The 19140-nt window shown below is 49.1% G+C and carries 18 protein-coding genes; 11 read left to right on the top strand and 7 right to left on the bottom strand.

Translation table 11 applies throughout. The annotated features are described in order from the left end of the window. Position 1: 1 nt before the first annotated feature. Positions 2-757 (bottom strand): hypothetical protein, encoded by a 756-nt coding sequence (locus E3E33_RS09495; RefSeq protein ID WP_167712006.1) that lies wholly within the window; start codon positions 755-757, stop codon positions 2-4. A gap of 9 nt (positions 758-766) precedes the next feature. Then, positions 767-1987 (bottom strand): bifunctional 3-hexulose-6-phosphate synthase/6-phospho-3-hexuloisomerase, encoded by a 1221-nt coding sequence (gene hxlAB / locus E3E33_RS09500; protein ID WP_012571293.1) that lies wholly within the window; start codon positions 1985-1987, stop codon positions 767-769. A 138-nt stretch (positions 1988-2125) separates the two neighbouring features. Here hxlAB and E3E33_RS09505 point away from each other — a divergent pair, with 138 nt between their 5' ends. From E3E33_RS09505 to E3E33_RS09515, 3 genes are read left to right on the top strand one after another with little or no spacing between them, the layout of a single operon-like run. Then, positions 2126-2851 carry an arginase family protein gene (locus E3E33_RS09505; protein ID WP_012571292.1) on the top strand — a complete coding sequence of 242 codons (726 nt, stop codon included), beginning with the start codon at positions 2126-2128 and terminating at the stop codon, positions 2849-2851. 4 nt (positions 2852-2855) lie between these two features. Beyond that, the gene (locus E3E33_RS09510; RefSeq protein WP_012571291.1) at positions 2856-3185 is read left to right on the top strand and encodes an Sjogren's syndrome/scleroderma autoantigen 1 family protein; all 330 of its coding nucleotides are present in this window, start codon (positions 2856-2858) and stop codon (positions 3183-3185) included. After that, entirely contained in the window at positions 3182-3394 is a 213-nt protein-coding gene (locus E3E33_RS09515) for an ArsR family transcriptional regulator (RefSeq protein ID WP_012571290.1), read from the top strand. The genes E3E33_RS09510 and E3E33_RS09515 overlap by 4 nt, the downstream gene beginning before the upstream one ends. 75 nt (positions 3395-3469) lie before the next feature. On the opposite strand, the gene trmBL2 is transcribed toward E3E33_RS09515, so the two are convergent. The 3 genes from trmBL2 to E3E33_RS09530 all read right to left on the bottom strand — a co-directional run bounded on the left by trmBL2 (position 3470) and on the right by E3E33_RS09530 (position 8914). Next, positions 3470-4264, bottom strand: a complete 795-nt coding sequence (trmBL2, locus tag E3E33_RS09520) for an HTH-type transcriptional regulator TrmBL2 (RefSeq protein WP_167731679.1) — start codon at positions 4262-4264, stop codon at positions 3470-3472. A 402-nt stretch (positions 4265-4666) separates the two neighbouring features. Then, positions 4667-8332: a reverse gyrase gene (rgy, locus tag E3E33_RS09525; RefSeq protein WP_167712005.1), complete on the bottom strand. Its 3666-nt coding sequence runs from the start codon at positions 8330-8332 to the stop codon at positions 4667-4669. Positions 8333-8383: 51 nt separating this feature from the next. Next, positions 8384-8914 carry an SWIM zinc finger domain-containing protein gene (locus tag E3E33_RS09530; protein WP_167712007.1) on the bottom strand — a complete coding sequence of 177 codons (531 nt, stop codon included), beginning with the start codon at positions 8912-8914 and terminating at the stop codon, positions 8384-8386. A gap of 96 nt (positions 8915-9010) precedes the next feature. On the opposite strand from E3E33_RS09530, the gene E3E33_RS09535 reads away from it, so the two are divergent. Continuing rightward, positions 9011-9244 carry a hypothetical protein gene (locus E3E33_RS09535; RefSeq protein ID WP_012571286.1) on the top strand — a complete coding sequence of 78 codons (234 nt, stop codon included), beginning with the start codon at positions 9011-9013 and terminating at the stop codon, positions 9242-9244. On the opposite strand, the gene E3E33_RS11155 is transcribed toward E3E33_RS09535, so the two are convergent. Both E3E33_RS11155 and E3E33_RS11160 read right to left on the bottom strand, forming a co-directional pair. Then, positions 9241-9885: a hypothetical protein gene (locus E3E33_RS11155; protein ID WP_342764309.1), complete on the bottom strand. Its 645-nt coding sequence runs from the start codon at positions 9883-9885 to the stop codon at positions 9241-9243. The two genes, E3E33_RS09535 and E3E33_RS11155, sit on opposite strands and share 4 nt — an antisense overlap. A 37-nt stretch (positions 9886-9922) precedes the next feature. Further along, positions 9923-10540, bottom strand: coding sequence for a hypothetical protein (locus E3E33_RS11160; RefSeq protein ID WP_342764308.1), 618 nt, complete (start codon positions 10538-10540; stop codon positions 9923-9925). A 146-nt stretch (positions 10541-10686) separates the two neighbouring features. On the opposite strand from E3E33_RS11160, the gene E3E33_RS09545 reads away from it, so the two are divergent. The 7 genes from E3E33_RS09545 (at position 10687) to cas3 (ending at position 19052) form a co-directional block, all read left to right on the top strand. After that, the gene (locus E3E33_RS09545) at positions 10687-11385 is read left to right on the top strand and encodes an acetate--CoA ligase family protein (RefSeq protein ID WP_012571284.1); all 699 of its coding nucleotides are present in this window, start codon (positions 10687-10689) and stop codon (positions 11383-11385) included. A 162-nt stretch (positions 11386-11547) separates the two neighbouring features. Next, positions 11548-12288: a CRISPR-associated endoribonuclease Cas6 gene (gene cas6 / locus E3E33_RS09550; RefSeq protein ID WP_167712004.1), complete on the top strand. Its 741-nt coding sequence runs from the start codon at positions 11548-11550 to the stop codon at positions 12286-12288. Next, on the top strand, positions 12266-14098 hold the full coding sequence (locus E3E33_RS09555; protein ID WP_167712003.1) for a hypothetical protein: 1833 nt from the start codon (positions 12266-12268) through the stop codon (positions 14096-14098). Before cas6 ends, E3E33_RS09555 begins: the two co-directional genes overlap by 23 nt. After that, positions 14049-14408 (top strand): hypothetical protein, encoded by a 360-nt coding sequence (locus tag E3E33_RS09560; RefSeq protein ID WP_167712002.1) that lies wholly within the window; start codon positions 14049-14051, stop codon positions 14406-14408. The genes E3E33_RS09555 and E3E33_RS09560 overlap by 50 nt, the downstream gene beginning before the upstream one ends. Then, positions 14408-15589, top strand: coding sequence for a type I-B CRISPR-associated protein Cas7/Cst2/DevR (gene cas7i / locus E3E33_RS09565; protein WP_167712001.1), 1182 nt, complete (start codon positions 14408-14410; stop codon positions 15587-15589). Before E3E33_RS09560 ends, cas7i begins: the two co-directional genes overlap by 1 nt. Then, positions 15589-16422 carry a type I-B CRISPR-associated protein Cas5b gene (gene cas5b, locus E3E33_RS09570; RefSeq protein WP_167712000.1) on the top strand — a complete coding sequence of 278 codons (834 nt, stop codon included), beginning with the start codon at positions 15589-15591 and terminating at the stop codon, positions 16420-16422. The genes cas7i and cas5b overlap by 1 nt, the downstream gene beginning before the upstream one ends. Continuing rightward, a complete protein-coding gene (cas3, locus tag E3E33_RS09575) occupies positions 16422-19052 on the top strand; it encodes a CRISPR-associated helicase Cas3' (RefSeq protein ID WP_167711999.1) in 2631 nt (876 codons plus the stop codon). Before cas5b ends, cas3 begins: the two co-directional genes overlap by 1 nt. The last annotated feature ends 88 nt before the right edge of the window (positions 19053-19140 follow it).

Here is a 19140-nt window from a genome sequence, read left to right on the forward strand (position 1 = left end):
TCTACCACCTCTTAACGAGCAATGCCAGTATCTCAACATCTCTCGTCAGATCATCCTCCATAATGACTCCCCATATTATGTCTTTCTCCTTAAGTATATCTTGAAAGCGACCGAGTATCCCGTGAGCGTCCTTGAGCGGGAACTCCTTTCCAACAAGAATTCCAATTAGGCCCCGGTCCCAGATGCCCCAGTGCCAGTTGAAGTCTACTCGGTCAAGGAGGCGCAGGATCCCAACGTTTCCCCCACGTATCATGTTGAATAAATCGGCATAGTCTATGTTGACCAGCATCTGAGTCTCAAGGTAGTAGTAGAGCCTAGAGAACATCTCCGCTATGTTTTTGGAGGCTCCCTGAAAGGCCAGTGATAACGAAATATTGCCGTCGGTAAGAAAGTCCCAGAGGGAGTCGTAAAAGACCGTCTCGAAATCATTGGCCCAGTCCGGCTTTTTCTCAGTCACCAGCTCCTTTTTGGGAGTCAGCACATAAGCAAGTTTTATGGTGTCTCTCGGAGCGCTGCTGACGATTATTTCTCGAAGTTCGTGGTTTACCTCCTTGTCATCGAAAACTAGCCACAGGAAAGTGCTCTCCGGAAGGCTGGAGAAGAAGTTCCTGAGGCGCTCCTCGTACTTATCGGAGCGAGGAAGGAGGTAATAGGCTGGATTGACAGTTACCTTTACGATTCCATCTGCGCGTATACTGTTGACTATCCTCGCTCCCGTGCTCCCTATTCCTACAAAAAGATGGGTAAAAGACGGCATGGCGACCCCTTACTCAAGGGTCGCATGCTTCTTCTTCATATCCTTTTCGGTCTTCTGGAAGGTGGCCATTAGGAGAGCTATTATGCCGTCAAGGAATATCATGGTAGAGTCCTCAAAGAGGGTGCCCATCGGCGCTATCCACTTGTACTTGGTAAGCATCTGCCTGGCAATATAGTCCGTCGGTATGTCAGCTTTTGTTCTTCCGGGTATCTCAACGACAACATCGGAGAGTTTTCCAAGGGTTGAGTTGGCATAGGAAGTTATTGCCACAACCTTCCCGCCCTGTCTCTTGGCTATCTCAGCAGCGTCAACGATGCTCTTGGTCTCGCCGGAACCGCTGATGGCTATGAGCAGGTCCCCCGGCTCGAAGGCAGGAGTTATTGTCTCACCGACGACATAGACGTTGAAGTCGAGGTGCATGAGCCTCATTGCGAAGGCCTTTCCGACCAAACCACTCCTTCCTGCACCGTAGATGAATATCTTATTGGCTCCGATCATGGCATCGACAAAGCCCCTGACCTGCTCGAGCTTGATGCTCTCAGCAACTTGGTTGATGTGCTCCAGGATATCAGTCATGGCCTTCCTGATGGTCATCATGTACTCGCCCCAGAAGAGATCGATTATCTTCCTAGTGACGTCCTCAGGGTCCTTCGCCTTGGTTATGGCTCCGCCAACTATGATTATCGTCGCACCGAGCTCTATGACCTTCGGGATGGTCTCGAGGTTCAAGCCGCCGGCAACAGCCACAGGAACGCTGACGGCCTTGACGACTTTCTCAAGATCCTCCATTGGGCTCTTGCCCTGGACCTGCTCGTCTATGCCCGTGTGGACAAGGATGTAGTGAACGCCCATCTTCTCAAGTTCCTTGGCGCGCTTGACCTTGTCCTTAACGCCGATTAAATCCACCATGATCCGGATTCCATATCTCCTGGCGACGTCGACAGCGTCCTTGATGGTCTTGTCGTCGGCTACGCCAAGAATAGAAACAACATCAGCACCGTGCCTGGCTGCCATCTCGACTTCCAGGGCACCGGTGTCCATGGTCTTTAGGTCCGCGACGATCTTCCTGTCCGGAAAGCGCCTCTTGAGAAGCTCGACGGCGCGCATGCCTTCCTTCTTAATGAGGGGAGTTCCAACCTCAAGCCAGTGAGCGCCACCTTTAGCGGCCTTCTCAGCGATAGAAATTGCCTGCTCAATGTCAGTTAAGTCAAGGGCAACCTGGAGTATCATCTCCTCGCCTCCAAGGAGTTTTCGTTTTAATCTCAGAGGTCTACTTTTTAAAGTTTGGCGTCAAAATTTAACATGATTTTGTCGAAAGACCTTACCAAGGTTTAAAAGGGAGGAGGCCAACTCTCGAGGGGTGGAATCATGGTAACGTTCATCCCCTTCGGCGAGAAGCCTAACCGCGACGGTGTTCTCTACGTTCTGCAACTTCTTAGAAGGAACAAGCTCATAGAGGATTACATGATAGTCGAATCGAGCAGAGTCGAACTTCTGGCTGAAAGGATTCCCCAAGACAAGGCTTACATAATAGGGGATCATCTTGCCACATATGGCATTGTGGAGAAACTCAAGCCGGGCTCTCTGATAAGTCTCGACGCTCATACCGATCTGATGCACGACTACCTTGACCACGGCTCGTGGCTCGCTTATGCCCTCGAGGAGCACATCCTTAACCGGGCCGTTGTTCTTGCCCCAGTTTTGATGATCCCGACAACGGAGAGAACCCAGCTCTGGACAAGAAGGGTTAAAATCTTCCCGGCTTTGCTAAGGAGCAGGAAGGTCCGCGGGAAGTGGAGGGCATACAAAAACCTACAGACTAACTCACTCGACGAGATACTGGCTGAGACTAAGAAATATCTCGGCGATGAGATTTACCTGACCATTGACATGGACGTCCTGAAGCCGGAGTACAAGATAGCCCGCTTCCAACACGGGGAACTGAGCCTCGAGGAACTCTTGGAAATCCTTGAGGAAATAAAAAGGAGATTCAAGATAGTTGCTTTCGACATAGCCGAGGTGTCTGACAGAATAAGGCGTTCTCGCCTCGGAAAAAAAGCCTTCATTGAGGTCTTCCAGCTGCTAATGGGGTGATTGGATGGTATTGAAAGGGCCCACTGAGGAAGAAATGAGAACCGTTCTTATGCCACTGATGCTTTCCGGGGCAAAGATGCTCGACAGACACTGCTCCAAGTGTGGCTCTCCGCTCTTTGAAAAGGATGGAAGGGTTTTCTGCCCGATATGCGAACACAGGGCAAAGCAGAGGAAGGCTGAGATGGAAGGCATCGAGGAGAGGCTCATGGAGAAACTTAACGAGCTGGCAAATTCCATGCCCGAAGATCTTATCGAACTTGAAAAACACTTAAGAGTTATGGAGAAGATAATCGAACTGTTAGAGAGATACCGGAAACTGGGGGGAGGAGAATGAAGAACGTCAGGGTTATGAAGGCTCTTGAGGACGGGCCTAAAACCATCGAGGAGATAGCAGAGATCACCAAGCTCCCAAAAATGGAAGTGAGACGATATCTGCTCCGCTTCCTCGAGCAAGGTAAGGTCGAGAGTTACCAGAAAAACGGAAAACTCTTCTGGAAGATTAAAGAGAAGGACGAAAAAGAGGAAGAGTTCAAGTACGTCTGAGCCCTTCTTTTCTCTTCTGACGCAGAAAATTAACACTGGGTTGATCAGGAAAACATAGAGAAAAGAGAAAAGATATCAGGCCTTCTTGGCCTTCTCCCAGTACTCGTTGAACTTGTTCTCGAAGAGGGCCTTGACGCGGAAGTCCTTGATCCAGATCTGGGTCTCGTAGTTGAAGTACCTAGCAGCCATATCCTCAAGGGCGAAGAAGACCTCGTCGTCGCAGATGAGCATCGGAAGCTCAAGCTTGTCGATGACCTTGAGCTCAAGCTTGCCGGCCTTGTAGTAGTCGAGTATCTTTGAAGTGCTAAGCCTGTGATAGATGTTCTCGGTGACGATTATCTTGGCCTTGGCGCCGTTGTCGATGGCCTTGAGGATGTCGCTCTCGAGGTTGATGGCGATGTAGCCGTCGTCAGCCAGAAGGATCTGCTCCTTGACTTCCTCAAACATCTCCTTGGTCTTGAGGGTGGCGTTCCTTATACCCCTAACGACCCAGACCTTCTCGACGCCGTACTTAGGAATCTCGGTCTCAATAAGCGGGCTCATGAGCTCGAGGAGCTCCTCCTTCGCCTTCTTCTTGGCCTCAAGCTCCTCAGCGACGCGCTCCTGCCACTCCTCGATGAACTTCTCGAGAATGTTCTGGGGGTGAACCGGCCTGTACTTGTTGACCTTACCGGGCTGGCTTATGGCAAAACCCTTCTTCTCGAGGCTCCTGAGAACGTCATAGGTTCTTGGAGCCGGGACCTCTGAAACGCTGGCCAGCTCAGCTGAGGTAAGAACACCGAAGCCAACCAGTGCCACGTACGCTCTGGCCTCGTAGAGGTTCAACTCAAAGTGCTCCTGAAGGAGCTCAACCATCCTATCCTTAACCATCTTTACCACCACCATTTTTCCTATTTTATTGTTTGGGTTTGGCCCCATATAAATTTTTTCCACATTCTGTTAGTGCTCCCAGTTTGCACCGAAAATTATTCGGCAATGACTTCACTGGATATTATGGCCGTTGCATGTACATGCAAATCTATTACTACAAAGAGATTTTAAAATTTTTGGTTTTACTAAAGAGCAAATCTACAGCCAATAATTGAGTATCAAATGTGACAACTATAGTCAAAAATATATCATAATGTAATATTTTTGTAGAATCTACAATAATTCGTATATACATCAACCTAGAATATATTGGATTTCAAAATTTAAACCATGATTAGAAAATAGGTACAAAAATAAAACCTATAAAACGGGAGGAAAAGTTTGGTATTATCTAATGCAGACTCATTTCAAGTACTCCCGTATCTCACTGTATAGTCCCCTGAGCACTTCCTGATAGTCTGTCTTGTTCTCCTCTATCATGTCCATTATCTCCTCCAGTTCCCTTGTCTTCTCCTCGCCGACTAATTCCTTATATTTACTTATGAGATAGTGATAGACCTTGATACCCTGATCGGTTGGTACGAGCTTCTTTCTTCCACGGGTTTCTATGACGTAGTAGCGCTGGAGGAGTGTCTGAACGATTTTGGCGTAAGTCGAAGGCCTACCAATCTTGCGCTCCTTCATGAGGGCTATTATGTCTCCCTGGGTGTAGAGTGGAACCTTAGGTGCCTTCCACTTCTTTGCCTCAACGACCTTGAGACTGACTCCCTTTTCAAGTCTCGGGAGCTGCCTCATGGGAGGACTTCTGAGCTTGGTCCAGCCGTCCTCAATTACTTCCACATAACCTTCGATCTCGGCCTTTCCAACTTTTGCATCGATTATTGCCTTCTCATAGAGAACTTTTGCCGACTTCATCTGGCTTGTCATGAAGCGCTTGAATATCATGTCGTAGAGCCGGTAATGGTTCCTGGTGAGGTTCTTGGAGAGCTGGATTATGCCGTCGCGGATGAGTTGCATCAAGCGACCTGTGTCTATCGGCCGCGTTGGCCTTATGGCCTCGTGGGTTCCCTCCTCCCCCCACGGTCTCGGCCTGAAGTACTCCTCGCCAACTTCCTGGGTGATGTATTCCTTGGCAACCTCAATTCCCGTGTTGCTGACGTGGGTTGAGTCTGTTCTGTGGTATGTGATAAGACCGAGCTCGAAGAGATCCTGAGCGAGGCGCATCGTCTCAGAGGCAGAGAGCTTGAGGAATGTTGACGCATCCTTGAGCATGGCATCGGTTGTGTACGGTGGAGCAGGATTCAGCTCGCGCTCCTCGAGGCTTACATCTTCAACGAGAACCTCTTCCGGCGGTTCAACTTCTTTTGCATCTTTGCCGAGTTCGATTGTTACACTGAGCTCGTTCTCGAGGGTCAAACCAAGGAAGTAAGTTTCGCTTTCCGTGAACTCCTTATAACGCTCGATTATCCACCCAAGAACAGGAGTCTGAACCCTTCCGGCAGAGAGGTTGCGGTTCTCGAAGACCCTCTGGAGTTCCTGGCTCAGCTCGAAGCCTATCCACCTGTCCTCTATGCGTCTCACAAGCTGGGCATTGACGCGGCCCTCGTTTACCTCGCGCGCCTCTTCAATTGCCCTAAGTATGGCTGGCCTCGTAACCTCGTGGAACTCTATGCGCTTGATATTGGGTGTATAGGGCGAGAGAACGTTCCTGATATCCCAGGCTATTTTCTCTCCCTCGGTATCTGGGTCCGTGGCGATTAGTATCTCGTCAACCTCCTGGGCAATCTCGCGCATCGCCTTCACATTCTCCAGGGCATCGCGGACGTTGGTCGAGCCGCAGCGAGGACAGATGCCTTTCTCCTCCCAGTCAACGAACTGATGTCCACAGTCGCGGCAGCGCTTGATGGTGTCGTAAACCGGGATGAACTTGAGCATGTCATCTTTTTCCTCAATCAGAACGCCGTGGTAGCCTTCGTTCGTAACGAGGTCGAACATGTGCCCACCGCTGGCCAGAATGGTGAGCATTCTGTTGCCTATGCTCACCTCGTAGGCCACCAAATCTCCAATGCGCCTCTTACTGGGCTGGCCGAAGAAGTTGGCTATCGTCCTTGCCTTGTTAGGACTCTCGACAATCATGAGGGCCGACTTAACGAGGTCTTTAACCTTGGCGCTTATCTTGCCCTCCATGACGAGCCTGACCTTCTCCCTGTCCTCGTCTATCTGCCTGAGGATTTCATCGAGGTTCAGCTCCTCAAAGGGAGTCATCTTGAACTCCGTGAAGCGCCAGCGCATCTGCCTCACTAAGCCGTTGAAGACTTTCTCGTTGTCCACTATGAGGACGCTGAGACCCTTGGTAATTCCACCCGCAAAGAGTCTGCTGGTCCTTCCAGTTGCCTGTATGTAAGTTCTCACGTCGGGAATCTCGATGTACCACTTCCCACCCTCTTCCTTCAGGCTTATGAACGGATCTTCGGCAAGCTTCCTGAGAACTTCTTCGTCGCGAAGAACCTTCCTCAGAAACTCCACCAGCTCGCGGAAGACGTTGAGAACGTGGTTGTGGAAGGAGTTGTCTATCGGAAGGCCTTCGGCCAAAGCTTCCTCAATCTTGAGGAGCTCGAACTGAGGGATGTTCCTTATGAGCCTTCTAAGTCTCGCGTGGAGCTTTTCTGCTTCTCTCCTCTGCTCGTCATTCAGAAAGTCCATCACCTCTGTCAGCAGACCAAGCGCACGGTAGATGGTCGGCCTCTCAAGGTCTATTGAGAAGCGGAACTTCGGAACGCCTGTGAAAACCGCGTAACGTATGAGATGTGGCATATCAAGACCCCTAACGAGGGAGCCGTAGTATGTGGCCGAGCCGATGAGGTAGTCAGCCTCGCCTTTCTCAAACCTCTCTATCGCCTTCTTGTTCTTTGAAGAGACCAGCTCGATGCGGAAGCCCTTCCCCCTTAGATAGTTCACCAGCTCCTCGGCGTAGGCCAGTCCCTGGTCAATGGGTGTGAAAATGATTCCACCCTTTCCGAGCCGGGTTAGGAGTTCCTCAACGTGTTCCTTGATGTCCTTGGTAGGCATCAGATAACTATCCACAACATTTCTCAAAGCTGAACGGCCGCTTCCGACCTCAAAGCCGAGCAGCTCGCGGTAGAGCTTTATTCTATCACCGCGGGCGCTTCCGGTGGCTGATGCTATGATCATTATGCCGACGCCGTTCTTCTCTTTAAACTCCTCGATCTCGCGCTGGAGCTTTTCAATCTCCCTATTGAGCTCCTTCAAGCGTTCGTCTCTATCCTCAGCACGGCCGTTGATGTATTTGGCCATGCTCTTCTTGAGTCTTATTATCTCCCAAGCCTTGTTAATTACCTCCTCCGTGAAGCCCAGAAGGAGGAGCGAGCGGTCTATGTTCTTGCTCGCCTTTAGGAAGGCATCGACGTCGTCAACGAATATGAAGTCGAAGCGCCTGCCTTTGAGCTTCTCGTCGAAGTTCCTTGCAAGCCATTGAGCGCTTGTTACGAGTATCTGGTAGTCCTCATTCTCGATTTTAGCCAGCATTTCTTCCTTTTCCTTCTTCCGTAGGTTGCCGTGATAGTAGGCGAGGTTGATTTGGACGCCTGATTTCTCAGCTATTGCCTGGATTTTCTTGACAGTCTGGATGACGAGCGGGGTAGTCGGAACCACTATGTAGCTCTTCTTGCCCCTGGTGGCGTGCCAGAGGGCCATGAAAGCGCCAAAGGTGCTCTTGCCCATTCCAGTCGGAGCTATTATCGAGAAGCTCCTTCCTTTGAGGAGCCTCTTGACCCACGTCCTTTGGGCGCTCCAGAAGGTGAAGCCGGTTGCATTCTCGAAGAATGCTTCGACTTCCCTCACACCACTTTCAAGTTCGTATATTCTCTCCCACTCCTTAAGCGTGCCCTTCAGCTGAAGGGCATTTCTTACGGCAGTTATGAGCTCAAAATAAGAGTCAGCGTGAGCGGTTTCGTCGAGACACTCATTACAGGGATTCTTCAGACAGAGCCTCTCGTCCGAGATTCTACCGAGGCAGTTTGGGCACATCTCCCGATAAACGGCCTTCATTTTCCCACCCTCTAAGTCTCTATTTGGTGTTTGGGGGATTTATAAGGCTTTTTAGAGACCGGCCTCAAGCTCCCTCAGCTCATCCTCCAGCTTTAAAGCGAGTTCATAATCGCTGAAGATGTGCCTGTACTCGTCGAGAACCTCCTCGAGGACGTGAAGGGCTTCGGCCCGTTTGGTAATTCCTACGAGCTTCAGTGCCCTCCGGAAGAGCCTTGCCACCTCACTGCCGCTCTCATCGGTGCTCATGGCGAAGCGGAGCTCCTTCAAAGTAACGTCGAGGGCCAGCTCGGGGACTTCGGCGAGGAACTCCATCGCCACCGCCTCGGGGTAGAGTTCGGCGTGCTTTTCCAGGGCTTCAAAGTAGAAGCCGTTCTCATAGGCCTTCAGCGTGGCAGCGACGTGTTTGCAGTCCCCTCCGAGAGGGCAGGTGCAACGGTTTTCGCCGGTTGAGAGGGTGAGTTCAGCGTAATAGGGATAAGTACCGAGAACCTTGGAGAAGAGAGTATCCCCCTGTTTAACCACCCAGAGAACCTTTCCAGCTTTGTAATATCGCTCCCCTTTCTTAAGGGTCTTTTCTTCCATGTTCACCACTTCTTAATGTGGTAATTGTTGGCAGTTTTAAGCCTTTCGACCGCAACTGTTTTATCCCTTCGCGAGGAGTAAATATGGTGGTGAGTTATGGACGTTTTTGAACTTGCAAGGAAGTATCACGACGAGCTGGGCATAAAAGATCCCAGTATGGCCACAATGGCTGCGGAGCTGTTCGATGAGCTTGGACTGAAGATGGTGGAGTTCCTCAAGGAGGAAGGCTACGCCCTCGTTGGGACTAAGTTCATAGACTACGACAAGGGCCTCGTGCTGGACGTGACAAAAGGAGAAAAGAGGTTCGAGATAACGCTGAGGAAGTCCTAATAGCGGCTCTCATAGTCAAAGGTTATCTCTTTCCTTTCTCCCGGCTTCAGCGTAACCTTGAACTCGACGTAGTTGGCCCTTTCGCTTATCGGCTCGATGCTCGAGCTGATTATCTTGCCCCACTTGTAGTGCCTAGCTATTATGGTTTTCGTCTTTTCCCCGAAGTTCTCGAGCGTGACCTTCACCTTGTAATAGTAGTAGCTCTCTGCGTGCCTCTCCTCGAGGAGAACGGTGCTTCCCTTCAGGTTGTAGTCCCTGCCGATCCCTATTCTGAGCATGTCGCCCTCAGGCGTGTGCTCTATCATTCTCTCACCTATCAAGAGCGTCCCGTCTTCGGTCTCCCTGTAAATCTCAACGACTCCAGCCGGAAGAACGTCATCCGTCTTAAAGGAGATTGACCCGTAAACTGCACTCTTTCCACCGTAGGTGTAGCTCTCGTAGAGGTACTCCCTCTCAAAGGGGGCCTCGAAGCTGATGTACGGGAAGACCATTTTGCTCGAAGGGCTCAGGTCGACTATACCGAGCTTGTACAGATAAAATGCCTCTATCTTCTCCGGTTCGCCCGGCTCTACAACACCAATCTCAGCCTTTTCGTAGAGAACCCTCGGCTGCAGGAAGGGCCTGCTGATAAAGCTGAACATCACCGGCAACGAGGAGAACCCTCGCACCCTCAAAAGCCTAGGCAGTGGGGTTGTCTATCACGATATAGCCGTAGAGCTTGGCGGTATCCCCAATGTAGAGCTTGTAGCGAGAGGACCAGCTAATGTTTGTCACACGGTATATTACGTCGAAGCGGTACTTGCCGGCTGCATCAGCCTGAATAGCAGCATAAACGCTCAAGGCCCCCCAGGTCTCAGCTTTGAAGTAAACCACCTCGTTCGGGTTAATAAGGTAGTATGCATCGCCCTGAATGGCAAGCTTGCCGTTCTTGATGCCAAGGAACTTTCCGGTAACGGTATCGCCGCTCCCCAGCTTGACCTCAACATCGCTTCCAACGTTGGCGCTGTAAACGTCTCCAGTGGAGCTCTTACTGAAAATCCCTAGGACTCTAACTCCCTCGTCGAGAGGCCTTATCGTGACCTCTGCTATGTTCAGCCCGGCCGGTTCCTCAAGGGGAACATCGTTAATCCCCTCATTCAGGTCGAGCTCAATGGTCTCTTCAATAACCCCAATCCGGACAGAATTGTAGAGGACAACCGTGGTGTTGGCATCCATGGCCTTCTCCCCCTGAAACGAGAAAACCGCCAGAATCAGAATTAAAATTCCTCCGAGTCCAGCGATCATTTTTCTATTCATCGCAATCACCTATATCCCTTTCGGCAGCATAGTATTTATACCCCGGTTATCGCTTCAAACCGAGCCGATAACGAAAGGTTGGCAAATGGAAACCCTTTTAACTCTCCCGAGAGATTCACAACTGTCAAGCTGATGAGGTGATTGGTATGGACAGGATTGCAAAGGCTAGGGAGATAATCGAGAAGGCGAAGGCTGAAAACAGGCAGCTCGTCGAGCCGGAAGCCAAGGAGATACTCAAGCTCTACGGTGTCCCCGTTCCGGACTTCAAAGTCGCCACCAACGAGGAGGAGGCCGTTCAGTTCGCAAGGGAAATCGGCTATCCGGTCGTTATGAAGATCGTTTCTCCGCAGATCATCCACAAGAGCGACGCGGGTGGAGTTAAGGTCAACATCAAGAACGATGAGGAGGCCAGACAGGCCTTCAGAACCATCATGGAGAACGCTAAGAACTACAAGCCGGACGCCGACCTCTGGGGCGTCATCGTCTACAAGATGCTCCCGCTCGGCAAGGAGGTCATCGTCGGTATGATCCGCGACCCACAGTTCGGTCCGGCCATCATGTTCGGTCTCGGTGGAATTTTTGTTGAGATCCTTAAGGATGTCAGCTTCCGTGTTGCCCCGATAACCAAGGAGGAAGCCCTCGACATGATAAAGGAGATCAAGGCTTACCCGATCCTCGCCGGAGCCCGTGGTGAGAAGCCGGTGGACATCGATACTCTCGCGGACATAATCGTCAAGGTCGGCGAGCTCGCCCTTGAGCTTCCGGAGATCAAGGAGCTCGACATCAACCCGATCTTCGCCTACGAGGACAGCGCGGTTGCCGTTGACGCGAGGATGCTTCTCTGAGCTTTCGGCCCTTTTCCTCTATTACTCATGTTTTGTTTGAGTGGAAGAGTTTTCGGTGAACTTCTCTTTGTACTCCAAACCGTGAGAAAAAGTTATAAGGTTTGAAGTCGTATCTTTCCGTGCGTCTGTATATTTTATTGTACCAATGGATGAGGTGATACCGTGCGCTTTGCAATAAGACTCCGCCCGGAGAATGAACCGTTCCGAATACCCTTCAACCACCAGCACAAGCTCCAAGGTTTGATATACAGGCGCATCCAGCGCGTAAACCCTGACCTCAGCCTACGTCTCCACGCCCCCAAGGTTCCGAAGCTGTTCACGTATTCTCTCTTCATGGCAGAAAGGCGCGAGCTGGCTGAGGACAAGAGCTCTCTGCTGGGCTACAAGCGTGGCTTTTTCTACTTCTCGACGCCCATCGCCGAGATTGCTGAAGCCTTCATCGGCGGCCTGCTCCAGAATCCTGAGGTAGAACTCTGGGGCGAGAAGTTCACGGTCGAGGAAGTCCAAGCTCTCGCCGAGCCGCGAAAGCTGAGTGGAAAGAAGTTCGTAACCCTCTCACCGATAGCCGTGACAACCAAGAGGATCCAGTTCGGGAAGCCGAGGAGCTATGACCTCAGTCCAGCAGAGCCAGAGTTCTACGAGCGAATCAAAGAGAACCTGCGCGAGAAGTATGTTCTCCTTCACGGCGGTAGGCCACCGGAAGAGTTCGAGATGAAGGTCCTCAACGCCAAGCCCAAGCGCTTCGAGGTCAAGCCAGGCATCTTCCAGATCGCGTGGCATCTCGTCTTCAGGGCCTACGGCGACGAGGGTCTGCTGAGGGTTGGCTACCAGGCCGGCTTCGGAGAGAAGAACTCGATCGGATTTGGGATGGTGAAGGTTGATGGAAAGCGGGGAGGAGCTTAAGTTTACAGGTAACTGGTTCATTGATGCGGGGATTTTGGGTTTTGTTAATCTGATGGAGGAAGTCTATGGGTGGGACTTGGAAGAACTTCAGAGAAGGATTAAGGAAGAGCCGGAGAAGGTATACTATGGATATTTTCCGCTGGCTTATTTTTACAAGCTGTCCGGATCCAAGAAAAGAGATGTGAGGATAAAAGCCCTCCAAGCAATAGAACAATCAGCGGAACAGGGCAAGGAATTATTAGAAAAGGTTTGGTGGAACTTTATTGTTGAAGCATTCAAAGACAAATGGGTAACGTGGAAGCTAGGAAAGATGCATGAAAAGGAAATCTTGGACGACAAAAAAGGAAAACTAAAGCCAGAGTACAATGACGAAAAGTATAGAGAACTCATCAGGAGACGAGAGGAAGCCCTTAATAAACTCAAGGAATGTGAGGGTTTCATCCAATCAATTCTTGGAAAGCGAAAGAAATTTTTTGAAAAAGGTAAGCACAAGTTTACACTTGAAGACCTCGAATCCACAGGGGATACAATATTACAATACCGCGAAAAACCCGATGATTGCCTGAGATTGATAGAGGAAGTTCTAAAGATACACAAAGAACTCAAAGAGTATCTTGAAAGCCTTTGGGAGAGCGTTAGAGTTAATCAAGGTGTTCCAGCAGATAAATCTCGGTTCTTTAGAATTCCTGTAGACAGTGGATTCTATAAAAATTATCTATTTTTCAATTATAGCAGGGGAATATTAGAGCAGCTTGAAGACACATGGAATCTCATTAAGGGAAACGCTGAATATTCAGAGTACTTATCTAAGATTGACAAAACACTCAGTAAGTTTTTACCGTCGGATTCAGAGTTCCCAAATATCTCCTATACTCCATTAAGAGTAGTACCTCTACTGGAGCATCTTCCACATCTATTCGTTTACCTACTTAACTTTCTAAATGCATTCACCTTTGTGCCCTCTGTTGGATACGTCTTTTTCTATAGTGGAGATCTTGAGTTTACGTACTATGTCAACAAAAAGCTCAAGACGTTTGTAGAACAAGCCTCAAAAGAAGATAACAAAAACATCAATATGTTCAAGGTAACATGGCAAGTTGTTATTGATGTTCTTGTGGACTATAAATCAAAATGGGCTCTGGAGAATATGTACCTTGTCCAGTATCGTAAGGTTCAGCAACAGGACTTAATTGGAGTCAAATACATAGGCATCCCTAAGCTTCATGCTTCCATACTCCTTGACGACCAAATCCGAGAAGCTCTCAATACTTCGCTATCAGTTAATGGCTCCAAGGTCTGGCCTTTAGAAGAATTCTTGAGGCAAAGACCACTTTATCCAGTTATAACAAAGCACGTGTGGAATGGCATAAAGAACAATGGTTCTATTAGGTGGAGGGCCAGTCTCTACGCTCTCGCTATAGACGCAAAACTCAAGAGTATTGGCAATGACTCCGGGATCTTCGGTGATTTCTTCTTCAAGCGCCCAACTAGAGCAGTTGTGGAAGTGAAAGAATATTACCAAGACATGAGCCAAAGTGCATGGAGCATTCGTAAGGCTATCAGCGAAAAGAACATTATTCACCCTCTATTTTCAGCATTAAGAAGACACAACAGAAATGCCTTTGTGAATATCCTGCTAAAGGCACTCCTTCAGGCAAATGATAAAAAGAGTGCATCATGGGTTAACAGCTATATTTTCAGACGCATCCTCAATAACGACTCGTCTTGGGAAGACTTCGCTTTAGCTCTTGTTGTTGGCCTTGCTGGAGGCGGTGAGGATGTCAGTTCCGGTGGAGAACCCGAAGAATGAGGAAGTTAGGAAATTGAGTCCCTCAAAGCTAAAGAAAATCCGGGAGTTAAGCTCGAAAACTCTGGGCAAAGCCGGCTCAGATAACTACCGTCAGAAGCTCGTTTTCGATTTGCTTAACGCGGTGAAGGCAAAGGATCAGGACAGGTTCCTCTGGATCCTTCTGAGAGCCCTTAATGCCCACATCAAAGACAACCCAGAAGCCAAAAGGCTTGCCAGCCTGCTCGGAGAAGCCTTTCTTTCTTCGGAGGCGGATTTTGAGAAGGTTGCGTACTCCGTTATACTCGGCATAATGTCCGGAGGTGAAAACTAATGGGAAGGTTCCTCGTTATGGACGTGGTCTTTTATGGAAGCTCCCTCAACTACGACCAGGGAAGCGGGAACTATCAAGAGCTCAAGAAAATAACCCGCTGGGATGGGAGGCAGTACACGCTTGTGAGCAGGTACGCACTTAGGTACAGCCTACTTGAAACCGGGAAAAAGCTCGGTCTCTGGGAGGTGGCCGGAGGAGAGAAGCTCCACTGGGCAGGTAGCGGAGACAACACCGTGATACAGCCTGCTACTGACTTACTCCTCACAGGAGAGATACTCCTCTACCCGGAGTTTGATCTCTTTGGATACCTCATAACATCTACAACACCCCAGAACTTCAGGGGTGCTCCTGCTAAGCTAAGCCATGCTATCTCGATGACTCCCTTTAACTACGATACTCTCTTCAATGCAAACCTCGGAATGGCCAACAGAATGAGAAAAATACACGGGGAAATGAAGCCGAATCCGTTCACGGCAGAAGAGCACGAGACGTTCTACCTCTACTCCCTGGTTGTTGACATAGACGAAGTAGGAAAGCTTGACGTCTTCATAACTCTGGGGAGTGATGTCACGCTTGGCAGGGACGACAATGGAAAGGAGATCAAAGCAAAAATCGAAGACGTTGTGTCCGAAGACAACAGGGTTAAGTTCATCCTCAAGGTTGGAAAGTCCAAAAAAGAACTCGTCCAGGATGAGAGAGTAAAGCTTGAGGCCTTTGAAAAAATCAACAACAAACTCGTCCACATCAGGTACTCGCTACCTCCAGAAGAGAAGAGAAAGCGCGTAGAGAAGCTCATCAAGGGAGTGCTAAGTTTAAAACGTTCAATCAAGGGCAGAGAAGAAGACCTTAGGCCAAGACTCCTTGTTCTTGGGATTTATAAGGATACCCCATATCAGACGTTCAAGGACAGAATCCAGCTTCTCGACGAGTACAGCGAGGAAGAGTACGACGAAATCGAGGAACGCGAGGAGAATGGGAAGAAGGTAGTCAGGATAAAGCACGTAGTCTCAAAGAGCAAGAAGCCAATGTTCCAGATAGTGGGTCTTCCAAAGGATATTAATGTAGCTGAACTCAATGAGTCTGGGGTCCTGTCGGCGATTGAAAAGCTCCTCCAAAACGGAGAAAAGCTCTCAGAGGTGAAGGTTTTCAAAGACCCGAGCATAGAAGTAAGGCTCAAGTGATGGCCATGGCCGAGAAAACGCTGTTCATAGAGTTATTCCAGCCCTTCGCTCAGTATCGCAACCCCTTTACCTTTTATTATGCCCAGACTTACCCGTTGCCACCAAAGTCAACGATAATCGGCATGCTCCAAAACGCTCTTAACGACTGGTATGGTCTTGAGCACGGCCTTGAAACTTGGTGGGATCTAAAGGTCAGCGTTCACGGCGGTTTTGAGAGCGTTTTTTGGAACTACCAGCAACTGATAAAGGCAACAAAAACAGGAATATCACTCGTCCGCTTCAGGGGAAAACCCACACTGTGGAACCAAAACCTCCCCCTCTACGGCTTCTCCATAACCTCTCAGAGAAGTCCCGTTTTGCAGCAGGAGCTCTTCAACGGCTGGATTTACCTCCTTCTAAAGGGAGAAGAGAGCTTACTGAACGAGATAAAAGAAGCCCTTAAGCAGCCAAGGAAGGTGTTGTCCCTCGGCAGGAGCGAGGACGTTGTCTTCATAAGAAACGTTAAGTTCGTTGAAGGAAAAGAAAAACGGGCGAGAGAAGTCGCCTTTAAGATTCCAACGTACGTTGCTACTCCAATAGAACATTTGCAGAAGAAAGAGTATCCAACATATTCAATCCCCATTAAGGTTGTTTTCAAGAACGGGGACAGGCCTGTAAAGCACAAGGCAGAGATAAACACCAATACATTCAGAGACGTTGAGTTCAAATCTGTAATCTACGTTGGTGCCTGGACGTTCCTGAAGTTCAAAGAGAAAGTAAAGCTTGAAGAGTATTCAATCGAAGGAAAGACACTCAAGGTTGTTACCGATGGGAGTGCGAGCGGGTGGTTGTGATGTCTCAGGTTACAATAGACGAGTTTCTCAAGAGAGAAAATAAAAATCTGGAAGAAAATGCTACCACTAAGCTGTTCCGTCTTCTCAAGGCAAAAAGTGGCGATAAAGATGCTCTCTTGATTGACCATGTGAACACCGCATTGAGAAGATGTGCCGAGCTGTATAAATTCATTGAACGTCTTGGAAGTGCGATAACCTATGAACCTCTCAGAGATACAGAAAAAAGGAACGTGTTCTTCAAAGGGCTCGCAAAGGCAATAATCCTCCATGACCTCGGCAAGATAAACCTTGACTTCCAGAGGAGAGTCTACGGAAAAGAGTTTCCAGAAGAACTTAAGGAACTTCTCGAGGGAAGTGGAAACATAAAAGCTCGACATGAGATTCTCTCCATTCTTTGGAGTGCAGGGCTTCTTGGGGGCATAGATGAGGAAGCAAAGATAAGGGCGGCAGTTCTTATCCATCACTACAACGAGTTCTTCTTCGGTGACAAGGAGTTCTCGCACATAGTCGAACTTTACCCTGAGGACGTTGAGAAGTATCTTGACTTTTTGACATCGAAGCGTAAAGAGCTTGAGAGATTTTTGCAGGACTACCTCACAGCCATAAAGCAGCAATTTGACGAAGACTTCATCCAGGAGGCAGTAGCTGAGATAAAACCCGATTTCTCTCACATAGAGGCACTAAAGGAGAAAGTGGAAACGTGGGATGATGACCTTTCAGAGAGCGTTCCAATCTACAATCCTGAGGGACTTGACATTGACTTCCTCGTTTTCCTCGGCATGCTTAGGAGATGCGACTATTCTGCGAGCGGGGACTTTCCTATTGAGACCGTGCTCGACATTTCAAAGGTCTTTGAGGACGTTGAGGAGAGGATCAGGGAAAGAATTGAGAAGAAGCTGAGGAAGACAGGACTCACTCTCGAAGAACTCTGGCAGAAGAAGCTGCTCAATAGAAAGGATTCGGACTACCTCGTCGTCGTTGCACCCACAGGATCTGGAAAGACCGAACTTGGCGTTCTCTGGGCAAAGAGCAGAGGCAAGCTCGTTTACACGCTCCCGCTCAGGGTTGCACTCAACGACCTCTACAAGAGGCTTTCAGAGGAGTACTTTGATGATGAATCTGTGGGCTTGCTTCACTCGACGGCATTCATGGAATACGTCGAAGGTGCCGGAAACGACATCGAGGTTGAGAAGAAGGTGAACTCCGCTGGGCTTTTGGCAATGCCTGTGATGCTCTCGACGCCCGATCAGGTGTTCCTGACTTCCCTAAATTACTACGGCTCCGATAAGGTTGTCTCAGTTTATCCTGAATCAGCCATAGTCGTGGATGAGGTTCAAACTTACACTCCAGAAATGGCGGCGATCTTTCTGAAGACACTTCAACTCATAAAAGAAGCTAAGGGAAAAGTGCTTGTAATTACCGCAACGCTGCCACCACACATAGGACATTTTCTCGAAAAAGAGGGCTTTGAAATCGTCGATGTCCTTGAAGAGGCAAGAAAACACGGGCTTAACGTCAAGAATCTCCATCTGAAAAGGCATTGCGTCAAACTCGTTGAGGGGAGTCTCTTCCGCTACTCCAAAGAGGGTGTTAGCTTTGATGGTTTTCAGGAGGTTCTCTTGGCTATCAAGGATTTTGAAGAACATGAGTTTAGAAGCGTCCTGATAGTACTTAACAACGTCAAAAAGGCAGTAGAAGCCTACAGGGAGCTCTCTGAGAAACTGAACGGGTGGAGTGTACACCTTCTCCACTCCCGCCTGCCGGAGAAGAGGAAGTCCGAAGTAATTCTCGAACTCAAATCGAGGCTCAATGCCGGAGAAAGGATCATCCTAGTGGCAACTCAAGTCGTTGAGGCATCGGTGGACTTGGACTTTGATGCCATGATAACCGAAATCTCGCCGATAGACAGCCAAGTGCAGAGATGGGGAAGGGTTTACAGAAATAGGGATACTGACTATGCCATAAACTCACCCAATATTATTGTATTCTCTGGCGTTGATAGAGGGACAAGTGCAGTTTACGGCCAGGGAATCGGCAGAGAAGTCTTACAAAAAACCGCGAAGATAATCAAATCGCTCGAAGGAAAAACCATTAACTACGAAGCCGAGAGGAACGCGATAAACGAGGTTTACAGTGGAGGAATCCTTGATGAGTATACAAGGCAAATTAAAGAGCTCCTTGGAAAGCTCGACTACTTTACACTCGAAAAGAAGACTGAGGCTCAGAGGGTCTTCCGTCAGATGGGCGGCATTTACTTTGTAATTCCGCAGCTGATGGTATGGTACGGCAAGAAATACGGCGATGAAACTGCAAAGGTTTTTGGTGAGGTTCTCTCAGAATCTCGCAACTGGAGCAAGAGTTGGGCAGAGATTCGAGATCTTATTTCAAAAGAACTCAACGGCCAAAAACCTAACAAATGGGAACTCAGGAAACTCCTCCAAGAGTTCTCCGTAAGTGTTCCGGTGTGGACAGTGCTCAAAAACGCTCGCCTTTTGAACGCCATTAAAGGCAGAAGCTTCAAGGGGTTCCCAGTTCTCAGAAACCTGGATGAGGGACAACTCGAAATCCTCTGGGAACATGGAATAGACGCGGTTTTCGGAGAGGACATGGATGCTGAGGACATCTTGTAAGCTTGTTTTTACACCTTTTTGTGTAGCAAAATTACACCAAAAACAGACTCATCAAAAAGTGTAGCGGGCGTTACACCTGTGGGTTTAG

The sequence above is a fragment of the Thermococcus sp. GR5 genome (assembly GCF_012027535.1).
Taxonomy (GTDB): Archaea; Methanobacteriota_B; Thermococci; order Thermococcales; family Thermococcaceae; genus Thermococcus; species Thermococcus onnurineus.